The sequence below is a fragment of the Mesorhizobium sp. M7A.F.Ca.US.007.01.2.1 genome (assembly GCF_003998165.1).
Classification (GTDB): domain Bacteria; phylum Pseudomonadota; class Alphaproteobacteria; order Rhizobiales; family Rhizobiaceae; genus Mesorhizobium; species Mesorhizobium ciceri.
On record NZ_RZQP01000095.1, the window covers coordinates 1 to 21,945 of the forward strand.

At 63.5% G+C, this 21,945-nt stretch carries 19 protein-coding genes, 1 tRNA gene and 1 pseudogene; 15 read left to right on the forward strand and 6 right to left on the reverse strand.

The features are described 5' to 3' along the window. Positions 1-126: 126 nt before the first annotated feature. Complete coding sequence (locus tag EN949_RS18180; protein ID WP_013528180.1) at positions 127-516, forward strand: TIGR02300 family protein; 390 nt, start codon at positions 127-129, stop codon at positions 514-516. A gap of 172 nt (positions 517-688) precedes the next feature. Next, positions 689-764: transfer RNA gene (locus EN949_RS18185), tRNA-Ala, on the forward strand. 192 nt (positions 765-956) lie between these two features. Here the strand turns inward: EN949_RS18185 and dgoD are convergent. Both dgoD and EN949_RS18195 read right to left on the reverse strand, forming a co-directional pair. Then, positions 957-2,106 (reverse strand): annotated as a pseudogene (gene dgoD, locus EN949_RS18190) (galactonate dehydratase). An 8-nt stretch (positions 2,107-2,114) separates the two neighbouring features. Beyond that, complete coding sequence (locus tag EN949_RS18195; protein WP_050596413.1) at positions 2,115-2,804, reverse strand: FadR/GntR family transcriptional regulator; 690 nt, start codon at positions 2,802-2,804, stop codon at positions 2,115-2,117. 257 nt (positions 2,805-3,061) lie between these two features. Here EN949_RS18195 and EN949_RS18200 point away from each other — a divergent pair, with 257 nt between their 5' ends. The 7 genes from EN949_RS18200 to EN949_RS18230 all read left to right on the forward strand — a co-directional run bounded on the left by EN949_RS18200 (position 3,062) and on the right by EN949_RS18230 (position 10,914). Then, complete coding sequence (locus tag EN949_RS18200) at positions 3,062-4,051, forward strand: arabinose ABC transporter substrate-binding protein (RefSeq protein ID WP_024501894.1); 990 nt, start codon at positions 3,062-3,064, stop codon at positions 4,049-4,051. 70 nt (positions 4,052-4,121) lie between these two features. Beyond that, positions 4,122-5,633 (forward strand): L-arabinose ABC transporter ATP-binding protein AraG, encoded by a 1,512-nt coding sequence (gene araG / locus EN949_RS18205; RefSeq protein ID WP_027164219.1) that lies wholly within the window; start codon positions 4,122-4,124, stop codon positions 5,631-5,633. Positions 5,634-5,644: 11 nt separating this feature from the next. Beyond that, complete coding sequence (gene araH / locus EN949_RS18210; protein ID WP_013528175.1) at positions 5,645-6,595, forward strand: L-arabinose ABC transporter permease AraH; 951 nt, start codon at positions 5,645-5,647, stop codon at positions 6,593-6,595. Positions 6,596-6,608: 13 nt separating this feature from the next. Further along, entirely contained in the window at positions 6,609-7,499 is an 891-nt protein-coding gene (locus tag EN949_RS18215; protein WP_013528174.1) for an aldose 1-epimerase, read from the forward strand. Then, positions 7,492-8,271 carry an SDR family oxidoreductase gene (locus EN949_RS18220; RefSeq protein WP_127367573.1) on the forward strand — a complete coding sequence of 260 codons (780 nt, stop codon included), beginning with the start codon at positions 7,492-7,494 and terminating at the stop codon, positions 8,269-8,271. Before EN949_RS18215 ends, EN949_RS18220 begins: the two co-directional genes overlap by 8 nt. Positions 8,272-8,284: 13 nt before the next feature. Next, positions 8,285-9,997 carry an IlvD/Edd family dehydratase gene (locus EN949_RS18225; RefSeq protein WP_127371745.1) on the forward strand — a complete coding sequence of 571 codons (1,713 nt, stop codon included), beginning with the start codon at positions 8,285-8,287 and terminating at the stop codon, positions 9,995-9,997. An 11-nt stretch (positions 9,998-10,008) separates the two neighbouring features. Beyond that, complete coding sequence (locus EN949_RS18230) at positions 10,009-10,914, forward strand: dihydrodipicolinate synthase family protein (protein WP_127365914.1); 906 nt, start codon at positions 10,009-10,011, stop codon at positions 10,912-10,914. 14 nt (positions 10,915-10,928) lie between these two features. Here the strand turns inward: EN949_RS18230 and EN949_RS18235 are convergent, their stop codons facing one another. The 4 genes from EN949_RS18235 to EN949_RS18250 form a co-directional block, all read right to left on the reverse strand. Beyond that, complete coding sequence (locus EN949_RS18235; RefSeq protein WP_013528170.1) at positions 10,929-11,675, reverse strand: SDR family NAD(P)-dependent oxidoreductase; 747 nt, start codon at positions 11,673-11,675, stop codon at positions 10,929-10,931. Positions 11,676-11,741: 66 nt separating this feature from the next. Continuing rightward, on the reverse strand, positions 11,742-13,253 hold the full coding sequence (locus tag EN949_RS18240) for an altronate dehydratase family protein (protein ID WP_127365913.1): 1,512 nt from the start codon (positions 13,251-13,253) through the stop codon (positions 11,742-11,744). A gap of 187 nt (positions 13,254-13,440) precedes the next feature. Beyond that, a complete protein-coding gene (locus EN949_RS18245; protein ID WP_127365912.1) occupies positions 13,441-13,770 on the reverse strand; it encodes an L-rhamnose mutarotase in 330 nt (109 codons plus the stop codon). A 19-nt stretch (positions 13,771-13,789) separates the two neighbouring features. After that, on the reverse strand, positions 13,790-14,464 hold the full coding sequence (locus EN949_RS18250) for a GntR family transcriptional regulator (protein ID WP_013528167.1): 675 nt from the start codon (positions 14,462-14,464) through the stop codon (positions 13,790-13,792). A 325-nt stretch (positions 14,465-14,789) separates the two neighbouring features. Here EN949_RS18250 and EN949_RS18255 point away from each other — a divergent pair, with 325 nt between their 5' ends. From EN949_RS18255 to EN949_RS18280, 6 genes are all read left to right on the forward strand, one after another. Then, on the forward strand, positions 14,790-16,292 hold the full coding sequence (locus EN949_RS18255; RefSeq protein ID WP_063169854.1) for a sugar ABC transporter ATP-binding protein: 1,503 nt from the start codon (positions 14,790-14,792) through the stop codon (positions 16,290-16,292). Further along, positions 16,289-17,287: an ABC transporter permease gene (locus EN949_RS18260; RefSeq protein WP_244506882.1), complete on the forward strand. Its 999-nt coding sequence runs from the start codon at positions 16,289-16,291 to the stop codon at positions 17,285-17,287. Before EN949_RS18255 ends, EN949_RS18260 begins: the two co-directional genes overlap by 4 nt. Then, positions 17,287-18,282 carry an ABC transporter permease gene (locus tag EN949_RS18265; protein ID WP_063169855.1) on the forward strand — a complete coding sequence of 332 codons (996 nt, stop codon included), beginning with the start codon at positions 17,287-17,289 and terminating at the stop codon, positions 18,280-18,282. The genes EN949_RS18260 and EN949_RS18265 overlap by 1 nt, the downstream gene beginning before the upstream one ends. 14 nt (positions 18,283-18,296) lie before the next feature. Beyond that, positions 18,297-19,235, forward strand: a complete 939-nt coding sequence (locus EN949_RS18270) for a sugar ABC transporter substrate-binding protein (protein WP_013528163.1) — start codon at positions 18,297-18,299, stop codon at positions 19,233-19,235. Positions 19,236-19,476: 241 nt separating this feature from the next. Further along, positions 19,477-20,649, forward strand: a complete 1,173-nt coding sequence (ssuD, locus tag EN949_RS18275) for an FMNH2-dependent alkanesulfonate monooxygenase (protein ID WP_063169856.1) — start codon at positions 19,477-19,479, stop codon at positions 20,647-20,649. Beyond that, the coding region (locus EN949_RS18280) for an FAD/NAD(P)-binding protein (protein ID WP_127371746.1) at positions 20,646-21,945 on the forward strand (1,300 nt) is incomplete at its 3' end. The genes ssuD and EN949_RS18280, both read left to right, overlap by 4 nt.

Below are 21,945 nucleotides of genomic sequence, written 5' to 3' on the forward strand. Positions count from 1 at the left end.
GTCATCCCCATGGTCGTCACTTCACGCGAGGCCTTTCAATGCATGGTTTTGTGACGCCGGCTTTTCGCTTTGACAGCGCTGCAAACTGTGGTTAAGGGGACCACTCTTTTATTGACGAGGCTTGCCGTGGCAAAAACCGAACTTGGCACAAAACGTATCGACCCGGAGACGGGCCGAAAATTCTACGACCTGAACAAGGACCCGATCGTCTCGCCCTACACCGGCAAGACCTATCCGCGTTCCTATTTCGAGGAAGGCAAGATTGCCGCTCTCGAGGAGGAAGAGGAAGTGGCCGAGAAGGAAGTGGACGCCGAGGAAGAAGAAGGCGTTGAGGTCGTCTCGCTCGAAGAGGCTGATGAGGACGTCAAGGGCGACGACCTGCCGGATCTTGGCGACGACGAGGACGACGTTGATCTCGGCGACGACGAAGATGACACCTTCCTCGCCGACGAAGAGGAAGAAGATGACGACGTTGCCGACATGATCGGCGTCGGCGACGACGACGACGAGGTCTGATCGGCCTTGAAAGCGCGCGTTTGCGGGCTTTCGTGGCCTGTGAAGAAAAAGCGGCTCTCGAAGGCTTGATATCTGAGAAGGGCGGGGTTAGAAGCCGCCTGCACTAACGGCGCGGTCTCCAACCCGCGCCGGATCTCTTCGCCGGAAACGGCGCCGGTTGACTGCCGGAAGTGGGGCCATAGCTCAGTTGGGAGAGCGCTTGAATGGCATTCAAGAGGTCGTCGGTTCGATCCCGATTGGCTCCACCAAACAGTCCCTCTGCAATTCGCAGCCGATGAATGTGCCGCACTGCGGTCATCTGCGTTTGATGGTCAATTCAGGCAATGCCGCTGAAAGCCCCTCGATCAAACGGAACGAACGAGCCATTTCTCGAGAGCAACTGCTCGCCGGACAAAGTCTTCACTATTCCTGGAGTGCTTGGAGTCTGAAAGCCAGCCCGATCACCACTCGGCGAAGGAACCGTCCTTGTGGGCGCCAGATCGGGTTGCGCCAGCGGTGGCCTTCCCTGGCGCGTTCCTTGACATAATCCTCGTCGATCTCGACACCCAGGCCCGGGCCGTCGGGAATGGCGACATAACCATCCTCGTAGCGGAAGACATCCTTGTTGGCGGCATAGTCGAGCAGGTCGTTGGCGGCGTTGTAGTGGATGCCGAGGCTCTGCTCCTGGATGAAGCAGTTGTAGCTGACCGCGTCGAGCTGCAGGCACGCGGCAAGCGCGATCGGCCCGAGCGGGCAATGCGGCGCGACCGCGACATCATAGGCTTCCGCCATCGCCGCGATCTTGCGGCATTCTGTGATGCCGCCGGCATGCGACAGGTCGGGCTGGATGATGTCGACGACGCCTTCCTCGAACACCGACTTGAAGTCCCAGCGGCTATAGAGCCGCTCGCCGAGCGCGATCGGCGTCGAGCCAAGCGCGGCGATCTCCTTCAGCGCCTCGCGGTTTTCGCTGAGCACCGGCTCCTCGATGAACATCAGCCTGTAAGATTCCAGCTCCTTGACCAGGGCGCGCGCCATCGGCCGGTGCACGCGGCCGTGGAAATCGACAGCGATGCCGATGTTGGGCCCGACGGCCTCGCGCACCATGGCGACGCGTTCGACAGCGGCGTCGATCTTGTCATGGCTGTCGACGATCTGCAGTTCTTCGGTACCGTTCATCTTGAGCGCCAGGAAACCGCGCGCAACCATTTCCCTGGCGCCGGCCGCGACCTCCGCCGGGCGGTCGCCGCCGATCCAGGAATAGACCTTGATCGAGTCGCGCAGCTTGCCGCCGAGCAGTTCGTGCACGGGCACGCCGAGCGCCTTGCCCTTGATGTCCCACAGTGCCTGGTCGATCCCGGCAATGGCGCTCATCAGGATCGGGCCGCCGCGGTAGAAACCGCCGCGGTGCATCACCGTCCAGTGATCCTCGATCAGCCGGGGATCCTTGCCGATGAGATAATCGCCAAGCTCCTTGACCGCCGCCTCGACGGTCAGCGCCCGGCCTTCAACGACCGGCTCGCCCCAGCCGGTGACGCCGGCATCGGTTTCGATCTTCAGGAACAGCCAGCGCGGCGGAACGATGTAGGTGGTGAGCGAGATGATTTTCATGCGCAGTCTCAGTTGCTCTTGAGTTTCTTGGCGCTGACGAGGTCGCGCGCCGCGAGGTCGAGGATCTTGTTTGCCGCCCCACGCGCGGCATCGGCATTGCGCATACGCAGCGCCTCGACCACCTCGCGGTGCGCCGCCACGGCCTCCATGCGCCGGTCGAGCGAAATCACCGCCGTCGCCTCCAGCGAGAATTTCAGCCCGGTGTCGATGAGATTGCCGATCTGGCGAAAGATCGGGTTGTGGCTCGCGGCATAGACGATCTGGTGGAAAGCGATGTCACTGCGCGAGAAGGCGGCGAGATCCTCGCCGGCGCCGGCCATGCCGCGCCAGGTGGCTTCGAGATCGGCGATCTCCTGCAGCGTCGCGCGCGTGGCGGCGAGTTCGGCAACCAGCGGCTCGATGGCCCGGCGAGTCTCAAGAATGGCGTCGAAGAGCTTGTCGTCCAGTGCATGCGGCGCGTGCCAGGCCAGCACCTGCGGGTCGATGATGTTCCAGTCGTCCTCGTTGCAGACGATCGTGCCGACGCGTGGCCGCGACAGCACCAGCCCTTTTGCCGCCAACACTTTCAGGGCCTCACGGATGACGGTGCGGCTGACGCTGTATTCGACGCCGAGCTCGTTTTCGGTCGGCAGTGAGGAGCCGGCCGGATAGCGCCCGGAAAAGATGTCCGAGGCAATCGCCTTGGTCACGTCGGGCATGACGCGCGGGCGGCGAGTGGCTGTGTCGCCTTGCGGTTTCTTCAAAGTCCCGATCACCTCAGCCCTCCTCCAAGGCGGCGAACCGCTGGTTTCGCACAACCGGTCCGGCCTTAACGGATGCGGATCAATTGCGCCAGCGATCGCTGGTCAGAGCATGTACATTAATTATCATACCAGATCAATTGACGAGTATGATAAAAGCGATTAGAGACTCCGGCATCCGGGCTGAGCGCCCGGTCTATCGCTGGGAGGTAATCATGCGACTTTTGAAGACCGCGCTCGTCGCGGGCGCGCTTGCCGTGCTGTCCGTCACGACCATCGCTGCATATGCTCAGGACACCAAGATCGGCTTCATCGTCAAACAGCCCGAGGAGCCGTGGTTCCAGGACGAATGGAAGTTCGCTGACCAGGCCGCCAAGGAAAAGGGCTTTACCCTGGTCAAGATCGGCGCCGAAGACGGTGAGAAGCTGATGTCGGCCATCGACAATCTCGGCGCGCAGGGCGCGCAGGGTTTCATCGTCTGCACGCCCGACGTGAAGCTCGGCCCCGGCATCGTCGCCAAGGCCGCCGCCAACAATCTCAAGCTGATGACTGTCGATGACCGCCTGGTCGGCGCCGACGGCAAGGCGCTGGAAGACGTGCCGCATATGGGCATCTCGGCAACCAAGATCGGCGAGGCGGTTGGCCAGGCGATCGTCGACGAGATGAAGGCGCGCGGCTGGAAGGCCGACGAGGTCGGCGCCATCCGCGTCTCTTACGACCAACTGCCGACCGCGGTCGACCGCGTCGAAGGCGCCATCTCGGTGCTCAAGGCAAACGGCTTCAAGGCCGAGAACATTTTTGACGCCCCTCAGGCCAAGACCGATACGGAAGCTGCCCTCAATGCGGCGACCGTCGTGCTCAACGCCCATGCCGAGATCAAGAAGTGGGTTTCTTTCGGCCTCAACGACGAAGCGGTGCTGGGTGCGGTGCGTGCCTCCGAAAGCGTCGGCATCCCCGCTGATAGCGTGATCGGCGTTGGCATTGGCGGCGCGGATTCGGCGATCAACGAGTTCAAGAAGCCGACGGCCACCGGCTTCGTCGGCACCGTGATCATCTCGCCGAAGCGTCATGGCTACGAAACGGCGCTCAACATGTATGACTGGGTTGCCAGCAACAAGGAGCCGGAGAAGCTGATCCTGACTTCCGGTGCACTCGCCAAGCGCGACGACTACCAGAAGGTCCGCCAGGGCCTCGGCATCGAATAATCCTCCCTGTACAAACAGGCGGCGGCTCATCCCGCCGCCTGTTTGCCATTCCACAAGAGGATCGCTGCCCGTGTCCTTTCTCGACTTCTCGCACATCACCAAGACCTATCCGGGCGTCAAGGCGCTGTCGGACGTCTCGTTCGGCGTCGACAAAGGCGCCGTGCACGGCCTGATGGGCGAGAACGGCGCCGGCAAATCCACCCTGATCAAGATACTGTCCGGCGACCAGCATGCCGATCAGGGCGAGATCCGCATCGACGGCAGGGTTCAGGCCTATACGTCGACCCGGGATGCCTTCGACAATGGCGTCATCGTCATTCATCAGGAACTGCAGCTGGTTCCTGAACTCACCGTTGCCGAAAATCTCAGCCTCGGTCGTTTCCCTGCCAACGCCGGCATCATCGCCGGCCGCCGGATGCTGGACGACGTCGGCGCCAAGCTGAAATCGGCCGGCATCGACATCGACATGCGCCGCAAGGTCAAGACGCTGTCCATCGGCGAACGCCAGATGGTCGAGATCGCCAAGGCGATCATGCTCGACGCACGCGTTATCGCGCTGGACGAACCGACCTCGTCGCTGTCCTCGCGCGAAAGCGAAATCCTGTTTGCCCTGATCGACCGCCTGCGCGGCGAGGGCAAGGTCATCATCTACGTCTCGCACAGGCTCGACGAAGTGTTCCGGCTCTGCGACAGCCTGACCGTGCTGCGCGACGGCAAGCTGGCGGCGCACCATGCGTCGCTGAAAGGCGTCACCCGCGACCAGGTCGTCGCCGAAATGGTCGGCCGCGAGATTTCGGATATCTGGGGTTTTCGCGCACGAAAAACGGGCGATGTCCGCCTGAAGGTCGACGCTCTCAGCGGCCCCAAACTGAAGACGCCGGCCAGTTTCGAGGCGAGGGCAGGCGAGATCGTCGGCTTCTTCGGCCTGATCGGCGCCGGGCGCTCGGAACTGATGCGTCTGGTCTATGGCGCCGATCCGCGCTCGGGCGGCACCATCACCGTCGATGGCAAGCTGGTCCCTGCCACCGATCCGCGTGGTACGATCCGGGCCGGCATCGTGCTGTGTTCGGAGGATCGCAAGCATGACGGCATCATCCAGGGCCGCTCGGTCGAGGAGAACATCAACATCTCGTCGCGGCGCCATCACACGCGCTTCGGCGTGTTGAACCGCGCCAGCGAGATCGCCACCGCCGAAACCTTCATCAAGAAGCTCAAGGTGCGCACGCCGTCGCGCAAGCAGGACATCATCAACCTCTCCGGCGGCAACCAGCAGAAGGTCATTCTTGGCCGCTGGCTGTCCGAACAAGGGGTGCGGGTGCTCATTGTCGACGAGCCGACGCGCGGCATCGACGTCGGTGCCAAATCGGAAATCTATGAACTGCTCTACCAGCTTGCGCAGGACGGCATGGCGATCGTTGTCGTCTCGTCCGAACTGCCGGAGGTGATGGGCATCTGCGATCGCATTCTGGTGATGTGCGGCGGCCGCGTCAGCGCCGAGCTCACCCGCGACCAGTTCGCCGAAAGGGCGATCCTGGCCGCCGCTCTCCCCGATCAGAAAACCCCCGACGCGATCGCATCTTGAGGACTTTTGGCATGACCGACCAGTTGAAAAAAATCCTGCTCGGCGAACAGGGCCTCGTCGTCATCTTTGTCGTCGCCTTCGCGCTGGTGTCGGCTCTGGTGCCGAATTTCCTCACCGACCGCAATATGCTCGGCCTGCTGCAGTCGGTGGTCACCGTCGGTATCGTCGCCTGCACCATGATGTTCTGCCTTGCCGCACGCGACTTCGACCTGTCGGTCGGCTCCATCGTCGCCTTTGCCGGCATGGTCGCTGTGATGGCGTCGAATTACACCGGCTCGATCCTGCTTGGCCTCTTGGCGGCAATTGCCAGCGGCGCCTTCGTCGGCTTCATCAATGGCGTCGTCATCGCCAAATTCCGCATCAACGCGCTGATCACGACGCTGGCCACCATGCAGATCGTGCGCGGGTTTGCGCTGATTGCGTCCGACGGCCGCGCCGTCGGCATCAACAGCCCGGATTTCTACCAGCTCGCGCTGTCCAAACTGCTCGGCATTCCGACGCCGGTCTGGGTGCTCGCCATCCTGTTTTGCATCTTCGGCTTCGTCCTCAACCGCACCGTCTTCGGCAAGAACACATTGGCCATCGGCGGCAATCCAGAAGCTTCGCGCCTTGCCGGCGTCAATGTCGACCGGACGCGCATCTGGATTTTTGCGCTGCAAGGCGTCGTCTGCGGCATCGCCGGCATCCTGCTGGCGTCGCGCATCACCTCGGGCCAGCCCAACGCGGCGGTCGGACTGGAACTCTCGGTCATCTCGGCCTGCGTGCTCGGCGGCGTCTCGCTTGCCGGCGGCCGCGCCACCATGTCGGGCGTCATCGTCGGCGTGCTGATCATGGGCATCGCCGAGAACGCCATGAACCTGCTCAACATCCCGGCCTTTTACCAGTACATCGTGCGCGGCGTTATTTTGCTCCTGGCCGTGCTGCTCGACAATCTGCGCTCGTCGGCTTTGGGCCGGCGTTGAGTCGGGGCAGGGCATGTCGGCTGGAATACTACTGGAAAGCAATCGGCTGTGCGTCGAGATCAGCCCCTCTGGCAGCGCAATCGTCAACGGCCATACGGCCGACGGGGTGCCATTCCTGCGTCCCTACCAAGGCGAGGCCGAGTTCGACGTTGTGCACTGCGCTTGCTTTCCGATGGTGCCGATCGGCAATCGCGTCGAGGGCAATGCGTTTTCCTGCGGCGGTCAAAACTTCACGCTGGCGCCCAACACGACTGATCCTTTCTATATTCACGGTGACGGCTGGCAGGCGAACTGGAAGGTCGAGGAGCATCGCGTCGACCGCCTCGATTTGGCCTTCGATCAGCCGCGCCGCGTCGACTCGCCCTATGTCTACCATGCGCGACAGTCGTTCCGGCTCGCCGGCGCGCGGCTGGAACTCCGGCTTGCCGTCGAAAATACCGGCGTCATTCCACTGCCATTCGGCCTCGGTTTCCATCCATTCTTTCCGCGCACGCCGCGGACGACCTTGTTTGCGCCGGCCGAAACCTGGTGGACAGAGCGCGACGGGCACCTTCCAGCGTCCAGGAGCGCCATTGCCGACGATGTCGATTTCTCAACGCCGCGCCATTTGCCCGACCGTTGGCTGAACAATGGCTTCGAAGGGTGGAGCGGCATCGCGCGCATCATCTGGCCGGAGCATTGTCTGGGGATCGACATCGAGGCGGACGCGGAGCTCGACCGCTACATGCTCTTTGCGCCGGACACGGACCGAAGCTTCTTCTGCCTGGAGCCGATGAGCCATACCCCAAATGCGTTGAAGCATTTCGATGCCGACCCAATGGGGATCAAGGTACTTTCCCCCGGCGAGGTTCTCAGAGCAAGATTCGCAATGACCGTCTTCGACTGGAGCGACAACCATGGCTGAGCGCCTTTCCGGCAAACGCATCTTCCTGACCGGCGCCGCGCAAGGCATCGGGCTGGCGATCGCCGAGGCCTGCCTTGCCGAAGGCGCAAGACTGTTCCTGGTCGACCGCGACGGCGCACTGCTGGACAAGACCGTCGCGGGCCTCGCCGTGCCGCGCGGCCATGTCGGGCATGCGGCAGCCGACATCAGCGACGGTGCCGCGATTGCCGCTGTCGTCAGCCAAGCGGCCGCCGAGATCGGCCCCATCAACGCGCTGATCAACAATGCCGGGGTCAATGTGTTCTCGACGCCGCTCGAGGCGACCGAGGAGGAATGGAACCGCAACTTCGACGTCAACGTCAAGGGCGCCTGGAATTGCAGCAAGGCGGTGTTGCCGGGTATGATCGCGAGCGGCGGCGGCGCCATCCTCAACATCGCCTCGACACACAGCTTCACCATCATCCCACACACCTTTCCCTATCCGGTCGCCAAGCACGCGCTGCTCGGCCTGACCAAATCGCTGGCGCTCGAATATGCGGTGCAAGGCGTGCGCGTGAACGCGCTGGCGCCCGGCTATGTCGAAACCCAGAAGGCGATCGACTACTGGAACAGCTTTGCCGATCCGGCCACAGCACGCGCCAACACCATGGCGCTACATCCTGGCGGCCGCATCGCCACGGCGCGCGAGATTGCGCTGGCTGCGGTGTTCATGATTTCCGACGAGTGCCCGTTCATGAATGCGGCCACGCTCGTCGTAGATGGTGGGCTGAGCCAGCTCCAGCATCCAGCCTGAATTCCGGGAAATCATGACCAAGAGACGATCGCAGCACTGGTTCGGCGGGCAGGGCAAGGACGCCTTCATTCACCGCAGCTGGATGAAGAACAACGGCCTGCCCGACGATGCCTTCGACGGCCGCCCGGTGATCGGCATCTGCAACACCTTCTCCGAATTCACGCCTTGCCACGTGCATTTCCGTGGCCTGATCGAGCACATCAAGGCGGGCGTGCTGGAAGCCGGCGGCCTGCCGCTGGAATTCCCGGTCTTCTCCTGCGGCGAATCCAATCTGCGCCCGACGGCGATGCTGTTCCGCAATCTCGCCTCGATGGATGTCGAGGAAGCGATCCGCGGCAATCCGATGGATGGTGTCGTGCTGATGGCAGGCTGCGACAAGACCACCCCGTCGCTGGTCATGGGCGCGGCCTCCTGCGACCTGCCGTCGATCGTCATTTCCGGCGGGCCGATGCTCAATGGCCGTTTCCAGGGCCGCGAGATAGGTTCCGGCACCGATGTCTGGAAATTCTCCGAGGATGTCCGCGCCGGCGTGATGAGCGAGCAGGATTTCGCTAATGCCGAGAGTGCCATGTCACGCTCGCCGGGTCATTGCATGACCATGGGCACGGCCTCGACCATGGCCTCGATGGTCGAAGCGCTCGGCCTGGCGCTGCCGGGCAACGCTGCCTATCCGGCGGTCGACGCGCGCCGCAGTCGCATCGCCCGCATGACGGGGCGGCGCATCGTCGAGATGGTCAATGAGAATCTCCGCCCGTCCGCCATCCTCAAGAAAGAAGCTTTCGCCAACGCCATCCGTGTCAATGGTGCCATCGGCGGCTCGACCAATGCGGTCGTGCATCTGCTGGCGATTGCCGGCCGCGTCGGCACCGAACTGACACTGGACGATTGGGATCGGTATGGCCGCGATGTACCGACCATCCTCGACCTGATGCCGTCAGGCCGCTTCCTGATGGAGGACTTCTGCTACGCAGGCGGCATTCCGGCGGTCATGAAGGAGATTGGCGATCTGCTCGATCTCGACGTGCTGACCGTCACCGGCAAGACCGTGCGCGACAACATCCGTGACGCTGAAAACTACAATCCCGAGGTGATCCGCCCGCGCGACAAGGCGCTTACTCCCAGTGGCGGTATCGCGGTGCTGCGTGGCAATCTGGCGCCCGACGGCGCCATCATCAAGCCGTCAGCCGCGTCACCGGCCCTGATGAAGCATCGCGGCCGCGCCGTCGTCTTCGAGGACATCGACGACTACAAGGCGCGCGTCGACGATCCCGCGCTCGACGTCGACGAAGCGTCGATCATGGTGCTGAAGAATTGCGGCCCCAAGGGCTATCCGGGGATGGCCGAGGTCGGCAACATGGCGCTGCCCCGGAAGCTGCTGAAGCAGGGTGTCCGCGACATGATCCGCATCTCCGATGCCCGCATGTCCGGCACCGCCTTCGGCACCGTCGTGCTGCATGCCGCACCCGAAGCCGCCATCGGCGGCCCGCTGGCGCTGGTCAGGAGCGGCGACTTCATCGAGCTCGACGTCGAAGCAAGGAAGCTGCATCTCGACGTGTCGGCACAGGAGCTGGCGCGGCGTCGTGAATCCTGGCTACCGCCCGTCCCGGCGATGCGCGGCGGCTATCAGGGCCTCTATGTCGACCGTGTCCTGCAGGCGGACCGCGGCGCCGATCTCGACTTTCTCGTCGGATGCCGTGGCCACGCCATTCCACGCGAAAGCCATTGAGGCCGACCAGCATGCCCAATTTCCGGCCTGACGATTTCCACGGCATTCACGCCATTCTCTACGCGCTCTTTGACGCGAACGAACAACTGGACCGCGCGGCGATGCGTCGGCAGGTCGAGATCTGCCTGGCGACGGGCGTGCACGGCATGGCGGCGCTCGGCCTGGCGACGGAAGTCGCCAAGCTGACCGAGGCCGAGCGCCGGACGATCATGGACTGGACGGCGGAAGATACGGCTGGAAAAGTGCCGCTTGCCTTCACCATCTTCGGCGCTTCGGTGGCTGAGCAGGTGGCACAGCTTCGCCATGCTGAAAGCGTGGGAGCGGATTGGGTGATCCTGCAGCCGCCGCCGGTCGGATCCTATGGTGCGCTGGAATACACCAGGTTCTTCGGCCGCGTCGCCGAGGCAACCGACCTGCCGGTGGCGATCCAGAACGCGCCGGCGTTTTTCGGGCGCGGCCTGTCATCGGACGAGATCCGCGAACTCGTCACGCTGCATCCCAACATAAGGCTGATCAAGGGCGAAGGCTCGGTCACCGACATTGCCGGATTGATCGAACGCACCGAAGGCCGGATACCCGTTTTCAACGGACGCGGCGGCCTGGAACTGATCGACAATTTCCGCATCGGTTGCCGCGGCATGATCCTGGCGCCTGATGGCATCGACCTCGCCGTGCGCGCCTACAATGCGTTTCGGATCGGTGACGAAGCGACGGCCGAGGCCGAGTATGCAAGAATGCTGCCGGCAGCGGTCTTCGTCATGCAGGGCATCGAGAACCTGATCTGCTACGGCAAGCGGCTGTTCGGCGCCCGCGCAGGCATCCCGATACACGACCGGGCTCCGGCGATGCGGCCCAACGAGACCGGCGTGGCGATGGTGGCGCGCTTTGCGGCTGACCTCGGTCGGTTGCCTGGCTGAACGGCAACTGCCCTTCAATAGGTCGTCCGCCCACCCGACAGGTCGAACGTGGAGGCGGTCGTGAAACTGTTCTCCTTGGAGACGAGCCAGGCGACCATCGCCGCGGCTTCGTCGACCTCCAGCAGGCGGCCGCGCGGAATGCGCGAGCGCATATATTCGATGTGCTCCGGCGTCAGCTGTTCGAGGATGCGCGTCTGTGCCGTGGCCGGCGAGATGCAGTTCACGGCGATGTCGTACTGCGCCAGTTCCTTGCCGAGCGACTTGGTCAAGCCGATGACCGCCGCCTTCGAGGCTGAATAGGCGGAGGCGTTGGGGTTGCCCTCCTTGCCGGCGACCGAAGCGATGTTGACGATCCGTCCGTAATTGCGCTCCTTCATTCCGGGAACCACGGCGCGATTGACGTAGAACGTACCGTTTACGTTGACGTCGATGACCTTCTTCCACGTCTCGATGTCGTAGACGTCGAGCGGGGCGGCAGGGCCGGCAATTCCGGCGGAATTGACCAGAATGGAAATCTTGCCGGCCAGATCTTCGGTCCTGGCGCGCGCCGCGTCCACCGACGTCCAATCGGCGACGTCCACGATCTCTGTCGTGGCAGCGTTGCCGAGTTCCTTCTTGGCGGTTTCGAGGCGGGCCTCATCGAGATCCCACAAGCTGACCGTCGCGCCGGAAGCGACGAAACGCCTGGCCATCGCGAAGCCGAGGCCTTGGGCGCCACCGGTGACCACAGCGTGCTGGCCGTCAAGATCGATCCTGTTCATGTCGAGCGGTTCTTTCCGTTTGAGCTACTTCCGGGATAAAGGCCGGCCTGTGCAGGCCGGCGATCGCTACATGGTCGCGCCAAGGCTCCATGGCACGAACTCGTTGTCGCCATAGCCGAGCGCTTCCGACCTGGTGCGCCCGCCGGAAGCGACGCGCAGGATCTCGGCAAAGATCTCCTCGCCCTTCTCGGCCAGCGAGACGCCGTCCAGTATGTCTCCGCAATTGATATCCATGTCCTCGCGCATCTGCTCGAAGATGAAGCTGTTGGAGGCAAGCTTGATCGAGGGCGTCGGCTTGCAGCCGAAGGCCGAACCGCGGCCGGTGGTGAAGCACAATATGTTGGCGCCGCCGGCGACCTGCCCGGTGGCCGAGACCGGGTCGTAGCCGGGCGTATCCATGAAGATGAGGCCGCGCTCGTTGATCGGCTCGGCATATTCCAGCACCGCGCGCAGATTGGTGGTGCCGCCCTTGGCGGAAGCGCCGAGCGATTTCTCCAGGATGGTCGTCAACCCACCCAGCTTGTTGCCGGGCGAAGGGTTGTTGTTCATCTCCATGTCGTGCCTGGCGGTATAATCCTCCCACCAGCGGATGCGTTCGATCAGCTTTTCGCCCACCGCGCGGCTCTCGGCGCGCAAGGCGAGGAGATGTTCGGCGCCATAGATCTCGGGCGTCTCCGAGAGCACCGCCGTACCGCCTTGCCCGACAAGCAGGTCCACCGCAGCACCTAGTGCCGGATTGGCGCTGATGCCGGAGTAACCGTCCGATCCGCCGCATTGCAGCGCAAGCACCAGTTCGGAGGCTGGTTGCGGCGTCCTTTCGGCGGCGTTCACCGTAGGCAGCATGTCGACGATCGCCTTCACGCCAGCCTCGACCGTCTTTCGCGTACCGCCGGTTTCCTGGATGGTCATCGTGCGGAAAATCGTGCTCTCCTCGATGTTGTACGACTGCATCCAGCGTGGGATCTGGAACGCTTCGCAGCCGAGTCCGACCATCAGCACGCCGCCGACATTGGGGTTCGTGGCAAAGCCCCATTGCGTCCTTTTCAACAGGTCGTAAGCGGGACCCTTGGTGTCGATGCCGCAGCCAGTGCCGTGGACGAGTGCGATGATACCGTCGACATTGGGATAGTCGCGCAGGATGCCAGACCGGTTGACCTCGTCGGTGATGAACCGGGCGACGCTGGCAGAGCAGTTCACCGAGGTCAGGACGGCAATGAAGTTGCGCGTGCCCACCTTGCCGCTCGGCCGGCGGTAACCCATGAAAGTAGCGCGCTCGGCCTCGGCAACGATCTCGGTTTGCCTGGTATTCGTGCCGAAGACGTAGTCGCGTTCGAAATTTCGCAGATACACATTGTGCTCGTGAACCCAGTCGCCGGCGACGATTGGTTCCCGCGCAAAACCGATGGTCTGGCCGTATTTCACGATCGGCTCGTCCGAGCCGATGTCGCGCAAGGCCATTTTGTGCCCGCGCGGTATGCGTGCCCTGGCAGCCACGTCACCGGCTTTTTCGCCGATCTTCAACGGATCGACCGCCAGAAGAATGTTGTCGGCCCCCGAAAGCTTGATGAACCGCGCCATGACCCAAACTCTGAAAAAGTTCCCCGCGACAGGAGGTCGAGAGACAAGAAATGATTTGGAATACTAATATAATAGAATGTCAGAGGTCAAGGCCGGAGACTGCATGAGGTCGTCGTGAAAGACGGACCGGTCGCCACGTCGTTGGGGCATATCCGGGAGAGAAAGCGACTGCCCGACAACGTTCTGGTCAATCGAGATGGAAGACCTCTTCCATGGCCGCCCACCATTCGCCGTCGGCGCGCGTCGGCAGCGGCGTCTGCATGGGGTCGCACAGTTCCCACCATTTGCGCATGGCCGGCGACTCGCTCATCCGCGCTGCATCCCTGGCGAAGTCGCTGCCGTGATACTCCCAGCAGGCGAACAGAAGGTTCTCCGGTTCGCGCAGGAAGATCGAATAGTTGCGGATGTTGGCGCGGCTGATGACGTCGAGCACTTCGGGCCAGACGGCGGCGTGGACGCGCTTATAGTCCGCGATCGCCTCGGCTTTCACGCCGATACAAAGTCCCATTCTTTGCATGCTGGTTGCTCGCGGGGCTTCAGCCGAGAAGGTCGGCGGCGACTTCGAGCGTGTTGCGGAACGACGTCTCGAGATGATGTTCCATGGCCCGTGCCGCACCCTCGGCGTCGTGGCGCTTCAGGGCGTCGAAAATGGCCTCGTGCTGCTCGATCGTCTGTTCGCCATAACCCGGTCTTGGGATGGCGAGATAGCGCCCGCGATCCATCTGTGCCTTTGAGATGTCGACGGCTCTCCAGATCATCGGCAGGCCGCAGATCTCGGCTATGGTGCGGTGGAAGACATCGTCGAGTTGTATCGCGGTGGCATATCTGCCGCGGGATATGGCAAGCCGGTGCGCCGCCATGTTGTCTTCCAGCAATTCGCTGGCTGCCGCTGTGAACTTGGCGGCCGCGCGTCGGGCGCTTTCCATCTCCAGTGCCCGCCGGATGACATAGGCTTCTTCCAGGTCGGCCCGGCTGATCGGAGCAACATAGGTGCCGGTCTGCGCCAGGATCTTGACCAGGCCCTCGTCGCTGATGCGCTTGACCGCTTCGCGAACGGGGGTGCGAGACACCCCCAGGGCCTCCGCGATGGCGACCTCGTTGATGACCTCTCCCGGCTTCAACTGCCCGACGACGATCAGGTTGCGGATCTTGTGGTAGATCTGATCGCGGAGCGGAAGAGCCCGATTGAGCGTCGAAGGATCCAGGTCCATTGCAAATCCGTGTCTTCGTTCACCAGAAATGGCCAGATAATACTAGAATGTCAATTGGAAACGCATCCAATACAAGCGTGGGGGTCGGTGACGCACGACGTCATGACGACCCGCCGGAATCCAGCTTGCCAGAACTGTTATATTAGTGCAATAGTGAGGATGAACGATGGAAAATTCAGTCCGGGACTGAGGCTTGGATCTTCAACAGCGCAGGCCATTCAAGCTTGTTCGAAGAAGCCCGAACTGCGTTTGCAGCGCTATTATACTAACATATCGAAGGCCGATGTAGCGCACCGGCCGGCCGCCAGGAGGAACCTAGCCAGATATGACCGTCGCCGCCGATTGCGCCTTGGATATGCGAGGCATCAGCAAGAACTTTCCAGGCGTGAAGGCTCTGTCCAACGTCAATTTTGCCGTGAAATTCGGCACCGTTCATGCGGTCGTGGGTGAGAACGGCGCCGGCAAATCGACGCTCATGAAGATCCTCAACGGATCCTACGCGCCCACCAGCGGCACGATCAAAGTCGGTGACGCCGAGGTGCGCATGCGCCGGCCCGCCGACGCCCAGGCGCTCGGCATCCGCATGGTGCACCAGGAAATCAATCTGGTCCCCCACCTGACCGTCGCCGAGAACGTCTATCTCGGCCGCATGCCCGGCAAATGGACCTTTCTGCGCAAGCGCGAGATGGTCAGGGCGGCGGCTGCCGTCCTCGACGAGCTCGGAGCGGCCATTAATCCGCGTGAACGGCTCGGCAACCTTTCTATCAGCCAGCAGCAGCTCGTCGAGATCGCCAAGGCCTATGCGGCGCAGCCGAGGATCATCGTGCTGGACGAGCCGACATCCAGCCTCAGCGAGCATGAGACGGCGGCGCTGTTCCGGATCCTGCGCAAGATGCGCGATGACGGCATCGCCATCGTCTACATCAGCCATCGGCTGAAGGAGGTGCTCGAAATCGCCGATGAGGTGACGGTGCTGCGCGATGGCTCAATGATCGAGACGCGTCCGATCAAGGGCATAAAGGCTGCCGATATGATCAGGCTGATGGTCGGTCGCGAAGTTAGCAATGTCTTCCCGAAAAGTCCGGCCGCGATCGGCAAGTCCGTGTTGCGCGTGGAGCATATCAGCGACGGACAGCGCTTCCGCGATGTCAGCTTCGAAGTGCGCGCCGGCGAGATACTGGGCTTGACCGGCTTGGTGGGCGCTGGCCGCACCGAGGTTGCCCGCGCAATCTTCGGCCTGTCGCGGCTTGTCGAGGGCACGGTCAGCGTCAACGGACGCGAGGTCTCGATCAACTCGCCATCCCAGGCGGTCAGGGCAGGCATTGCCTATGTTCCGGAAGATCGCAAGGGCGATGGCGTCGTGCCTGGAATGTCGGTCCGGGAAAACATCAGCCTGCCCATCCTGCGCCGCCTGACCCGTTTCGGACGCATCAGCCGCAGCGCCGATCGCGCGCTTGCCCGGGATTCGGTCAAGCAGTTTTCGATTTCACCGCCCGACGGCGAACGGCGCATCAGCCTTCTGTCGGGCGGCAACCAGCAGAAGGCGGTCATCGCCAAATGGCTTGCCGCCAAACCTTCGGCCTTGATCCTCGACGAGCCGACGCGGGGCGTCGACGTCGGCGCCAAGGCCGAGATCCACCACATCATCGGCCAACTCGTCGCCGGCGGCATGGCGGTCGTGATGATCTCGTCGGAACTGCCCGAAATCCTCGGAGTCTGCGACCGCGTGGTGGTGATGCGCGATGGCTATGCCTCCGAGCCTCTCTTGCGCAGCGAATTGAGCGAGGAGCGCATCATGGCGCTGGCCACCGGGGAGGAGATGGCTTGAGCGAAGCGGCCATGGAGATCGGTGGCGTGAACCGCAACGACCGCTTTACGCGTGGCAGCAGGCTTGTCGATGTCCTGTCGAAGGCGGGGCTCGCCTTCGCCATCGTCGCCGTGATGCTCTACGGCTCCCTCGTCAGCCCCGCCTTCTTCACGTCAGGCAATTTGCTCAACGTCCTGACCTCGATGTCTATCGTTGGCATCGTCGTCGTCGGCATGACCTTCGTGCTCGTGGTCGGCGGCCTGGCCGACCTGTCGGTGCCGGCCACCATCGCCTGCGGCGCCATCCTGTCGCTCGGGCTGCAGCCGATGATCGGGCCGCTGCCGGCGTTCCTGCTGGCGGTGGGTCTCGCGGGCCTCATAGGCCTGCTCAACGGGGGCCTGGTCGGATATGTCGGCATCAATCCCATCATTGCCACGCTCGGCGTTGGCACGATCGGACTGGGCATCGTCCAGGCGGCTGTCGGCGGGGTCATCGTCTATGGCAGCAATCCCGCCTCAGCCGAATTCGCCAAGGGCCGGCTGTTCGGCATTCCGGTCGTGGTGTTGATCTTCCTGGTCATCGCCCTTGTCGGCCATTTCGTCCTGTCCCGCTCCTTCTGGGGCAGATGGACGCTCGCCACCGGCGGCAATTACAGCGCCGCCGAGGCTAGTGCGGTTCCGGTGCGGGCCGTGAAGGCTGGCGCCTTCGTGATCACCGCACTGGCTTCCGGCATCAGCGGCGGCTTGCTCGGGCTGACGCTGCAGAGCGCGCGGCCGCTCATCGGCGGCGGCTACGAATTCAGCGCCATCACGGCGGTGGTGGTCGGCGGCGTGTCGATCGTCGGCGGCTTCGGATCGGTGCCGCGGGCCATTGCCGGCCTCATCTTCGTGCAACTGCTGACCAACGTCATGGTGCTCGACGGTGTGCGCACGCCAATCCAGGGTTTCGTGCTCGGCATCCTGATCGTCGGTGCCGTCGGCATGGATGCGGCGCTGCGCAAGCGGGGCGTGGCGTGATGCGTTTTCTTTCGCTTGTCTCGCAGCATCGCGTCGTCATCATTCTCGGCCTGACGCTCGTCATTTCCGCGCTGTTGGTCCCCGGCTACCTCTCGGCATCGACGCTCGGCCTCGGTCTCGACCGGGCGGCGACGATCGGCCTGATCGCGGTCGGCCTGACGGTGCTTTTGATATCGGGCCAGATCGACCTCTCCGGTGGCGCCGTGTTTGCCCTGGCCGGCATCGTATCGGTCATCCTGCAGCGAGAGATCGGCATCCTGCCTGCCGCGATCGCCGGCATCCTGGTCGGTACCCTGGCAGGCGCCATCAACGGCATGCTGGTCGTCGGCCTGAAGGTGAATTCGCTCGTGCTGACGCTCGCGACGATGCTGATCTTCCGCTCACTCGCGCACTGGATCACCAACAGCCAGCCGGTGACCGGAACCGACATCATGCTCTCCCTGGCGCTGGCCAAGATCTATCTCGATGTCTTCACCCTCCGCAGCGTGCTGTTCATCGCCCTGATCGTGCTGCTGCATTTCTGGCTGACGCGCACCATACCTGGGCGCAACGTCTTTGCGGTGGGGTCCAACCCGGCGGCTGCCAAGGAAAGCGGTATCGCCTCGGACCGTATCGTCTTTCTCGGCTTTGTCTTTGCCGGCACGCTTGCCGGCCTGGCGGGGGTTCTCCAGAGCCTCGTCACCAACACCGGCTCGCCTGTCTTCGGCTCGGAACTGACGGTCGCCGTCATTGCCGCGGTCGTTGTCGGCGGGACTCGTCTCGAAGGCGGCAAGGGATCCGCGCTCGGCACGCTCGGCGGCGTGCTGACGATCGGCTCGCTGACCATCGCGATGGAGTTCCAGTCCGTTCCCGCATACGTCCAGCAGGTCGTGTCCGGGCTTATCCTGATCCTGCTCGTCGTGCTCGATCGGGCCGTTACCACCAAGGGGAGGGCTCCGGGCACGCGCCCGGCGCTCGTTCGCGACAATCCAATCACTCAAGGAGGAACCACATGATTGGGAGGAAACGCATGATTGGCAAGAAAAGCATGCTTCACGTCGCCGCCATGGCGGCTGTGCTGGCATCGACGGGCTGGGCCAGCGCCAAGACGGTCTGCTACGTGACGGCAGCGGATTCGCATGCCTACGCGACGCCGGCCAACAAGGCGCTTCAGGCGCGCGCTGCGGAACTCGGCATCGAGATCCTGAGCCTCAGCCAGGATTTTGATGTCCAGAAAGGCACCGAGCAGCTCAACACCTGCGTTGCGCGCAAGGTCGATGGCATCATCCTGTGGCCGCTCGACCCGCAGGCATACATACCGGGGCTGGCGCGCGCGCAGCAGGCGAACATTCCGGCGATCCTCATCAATTCGCCGATGAGCGACGATGCCAAGCCGTTCATCAAGTCGTTCACCGGGCCTGATGTCTATGAGGAAGGCAAGCTGGCGGCGGACTCGCTGAGCAAGGCGCTGGGCGGCAAGGGCTCCGTCGTCATCATCGCCGGCCAGGCCGGCAACGGCACCACGATCGGCCGCGTCAGCGGATTTACCGACCGTCTCAAGGAAACCAATGCCGAGATCAACGTGCTCGACACGGTCAACGCCGACTTCGACCAGCAAAAGGCGCTGGTGGTGAGCCGCGATCTGATCACACGCTTCGGCGACCAGATCAGCGGTGTCTACGCCAATGACGACACGATGGCCCGCGGCTTCATCGACGCATGGAAAGAGGCGAACCCCTCCAAGGCCGCACCGCCGATCGTCGGCATCAATGGCCAGAAGGATGCGTTCGAATCGATCCGCACCAATGAGATGTACTCGACCATCGTCCAGTCGCCCGTCGAGGATGGCCGCCTGGCGATCAACACGATGGCCGAGATCATCGAGGGCAAGGAGGTCAAGGACCGGCTGCCGATCCCGCTGACAGTCGTCACCAAGGACAACGTCAACGCGGTCGAACCAGCGTTCTGATGCAGGAAGGCCGGCCCGCTGCACTCGGGTCGGCCTCGCCGCCGATTTCTTGGGGAGAGAAATTCTAATAGCGGCAACGGAATTGGAATAAACTAACTCTACAGAGTTTGTGGAATAAGCAATCTGCACTGGCGATCTGGTTTCCACCCGGACAGGACCACGCCATGCCTACCTTTTTGCGCTCGCCGTCAACCAAAGCAGGCATCTCCGGCCGCCTCCGTCAGGCGACGGGAGACAGGCCATGAGCAAGCACATTCCAGACCGTATCAAGGTGCTCTGGTTTCTGCCGACGCATGGCGACAGCCGCTATCTCGGCACGGCCGAGGGCGGCAGATCGGTCGATCTGCCCTATCTGACGCAAGTGGCGAAGGCGGCCGACACGCTCGGCTACTATGGCGTGCTGTTGCCGACCGGCCGCTCGTGCGAGGATTCCTGGGTGATCGCATCGGCTCTTGTGCCGATGACCGAACGCTTGCGTTTCCTTGTCGCTGTGCGGCCCGGTTTGCAGTCGCCGACGCTGGCCGCGCGCATGACTGCGACGCTGGACCGCATCTCCAATGGCCGCCTGCTGATCAACGTCGTCACCGGCGGCGATCCGCTGGAGAACAAGGGCGACGGCATTTTCCTGTCGCATGCCGAACGCTATGAGGTGACGCAGGAGTTCCTGCGCATATACAAGCGGGTGCTGAGCGGCGAGACGGTCGAGCATGACGGCAAGCATTTCCACATCGAGGACGGAAGGCTGCTGTTTCCGCCGGTGCAGACGCCTTACCCGCCGCTGTATTTCGGCGGTTCGTCCGATGCCGGGTCGACGGTGGCGGCGCAGGAGATCGACAAGTATTTGACCTGGGGCGAGCCGCCCGCCGATGTCGAGCGCAAGCTGGACAGCGTGCGTGAACTGGCGCAGAAGGCCGGCCGCAAGCTCTCTTTCGGCATTAGGCTGCATGTCATCGCCCGCGAAACCACCGAGGAGGCCTGGGCCGCTGCCGACAGGCTGATCAGCCGCCTCGACGACACGACGATCGCCTCGGCCCAAAAAGTCTTTGCGCGCATGGATTCGGTCGGGCAGGCGCGGATGAGCGCATTGCATGGCGGCGATCGTGCCAAGCTCGAGATCGCGCCCAATTTGTGGGCCGGCGTCGGCCTGGTGCGCGGCGGTGCCGGTACTGCCCTTGTCGGCGACCCCGACACGATCGCCGAGCGCATCGACGAGTACCGGCGCCTCGGCATCGATACCTTCATCCTGTCCGGCTATCCGCATCTGGAAGAAGCCTATCGCTTCGGCGAACTGGTGCTGCCGAAACTGCCGACCGACCATCCGGTAAAAGCCGCCGGCTCGTCCGTCAACACCGGTCCGTTCGGCGAGACCATCGCCGGCGACCACCGGCCGAAATCGCTCGCCAGCGCCTCGTGAACGCGCTCCCTCCGGCCCGCCGGTTGCGCGTCGCCATCCTTGGCGGCGGCTTTTCCGGCGCGGCGGTGGCCTGGCATCTGGCGCGGGCACCTCAATCGGAGCGCCTGTCGATTTCCGTCATCGAGCCGCGACCAGCGCTCGGCGGCGGCCTGGCCTATTCCAGCGAGGAACCGTCGCACCGGGTCAATGTCCCCGCAGTCAGGATGAGCATGGCTCCCGATGATCCGCAGCATTTTGCACGCTGGTTGGCTGGCAGCGGAGAACTCGAACACGACCCGGATGCCATCTGGAAGAACGGCGACGCTTTTCCGCGCCGTCGCGTATTCGGCCGCTACGTCGCCGAGCATCTGGCGCCGTATCTCGGTTCCGGCCTTGTCCATCATGTCGAAGGTTCCGCCACACGCGTGACACGCGATGCCAGTGGCGCGGGCTGGACCGTGCACACCTCTGCCGGACCGGTCGTCGCCGATATCCTCGTCCTGGCAGCGACGCATCCGCGGCCCGGAATTCCCAACGCGCTGGCCTCGCTGACGGAAGCGCCAGGTTTCGTCGCCGATCCGTACTCTTCCGCCGCGCTTTCAGGGATCGGGCCGGAGGCGTCGGTGCTGATCGTCGGCTCCGGGTTGACCTCGGCCGACATGGTCGCCGAACTTGACCGCCGTGGCCATCGCGGCCGTATCCTCGCGCTGTCGCGCCGCGGCCTGCGCTCGCGCGGCCACCCGGATATCAGGGGCGAGCCTTTTGGCGACTTTGCATCCGCGCCGGCCACGACGGCGCTCGGCCTGCTCAAGACCATTCGCGCGACGCTGGCGGCCGCGCGCGCCGCCAATGTCAACTGGCAGTCGGTCTTCGATCAGCTGCGCCTCCAGGGGCCGGTGCTGTGGGCCGCACTTGCGCCGCCGGAGCGGGCAAGGCTGGTGCGCCAGCTGCGCGTGTTCTGGGACGTGCATCGTTTCAGGATCGCGCCGCAGGTCGCCGCGGTGCTCGACCGGCGTCATGCCGCCGGTACAGTCGACACCATTGCCGCCAGGCTTGTCGCGTCGAACGACGAGGACGGCAGCCTGGCTGTCAGCTTTCAACGGCGCGGGCAGACCCGGATCGAGACGATGCGCTTCGCTGCCGTCATCAACACCACCGGTCCGGCCCATGGGCAGGCGCTGCAGCTGAACCCGGCGCTAAGCTCGCTGGCGGAAGCCGGCTTGATCAGGACGGACCAATATGGGCTTGGCATCGAGACAGGTCTCGACAGCCGCGCGATCGGCCGGGACGGCGCGGCGGTCGCGACACTCCTGGTCC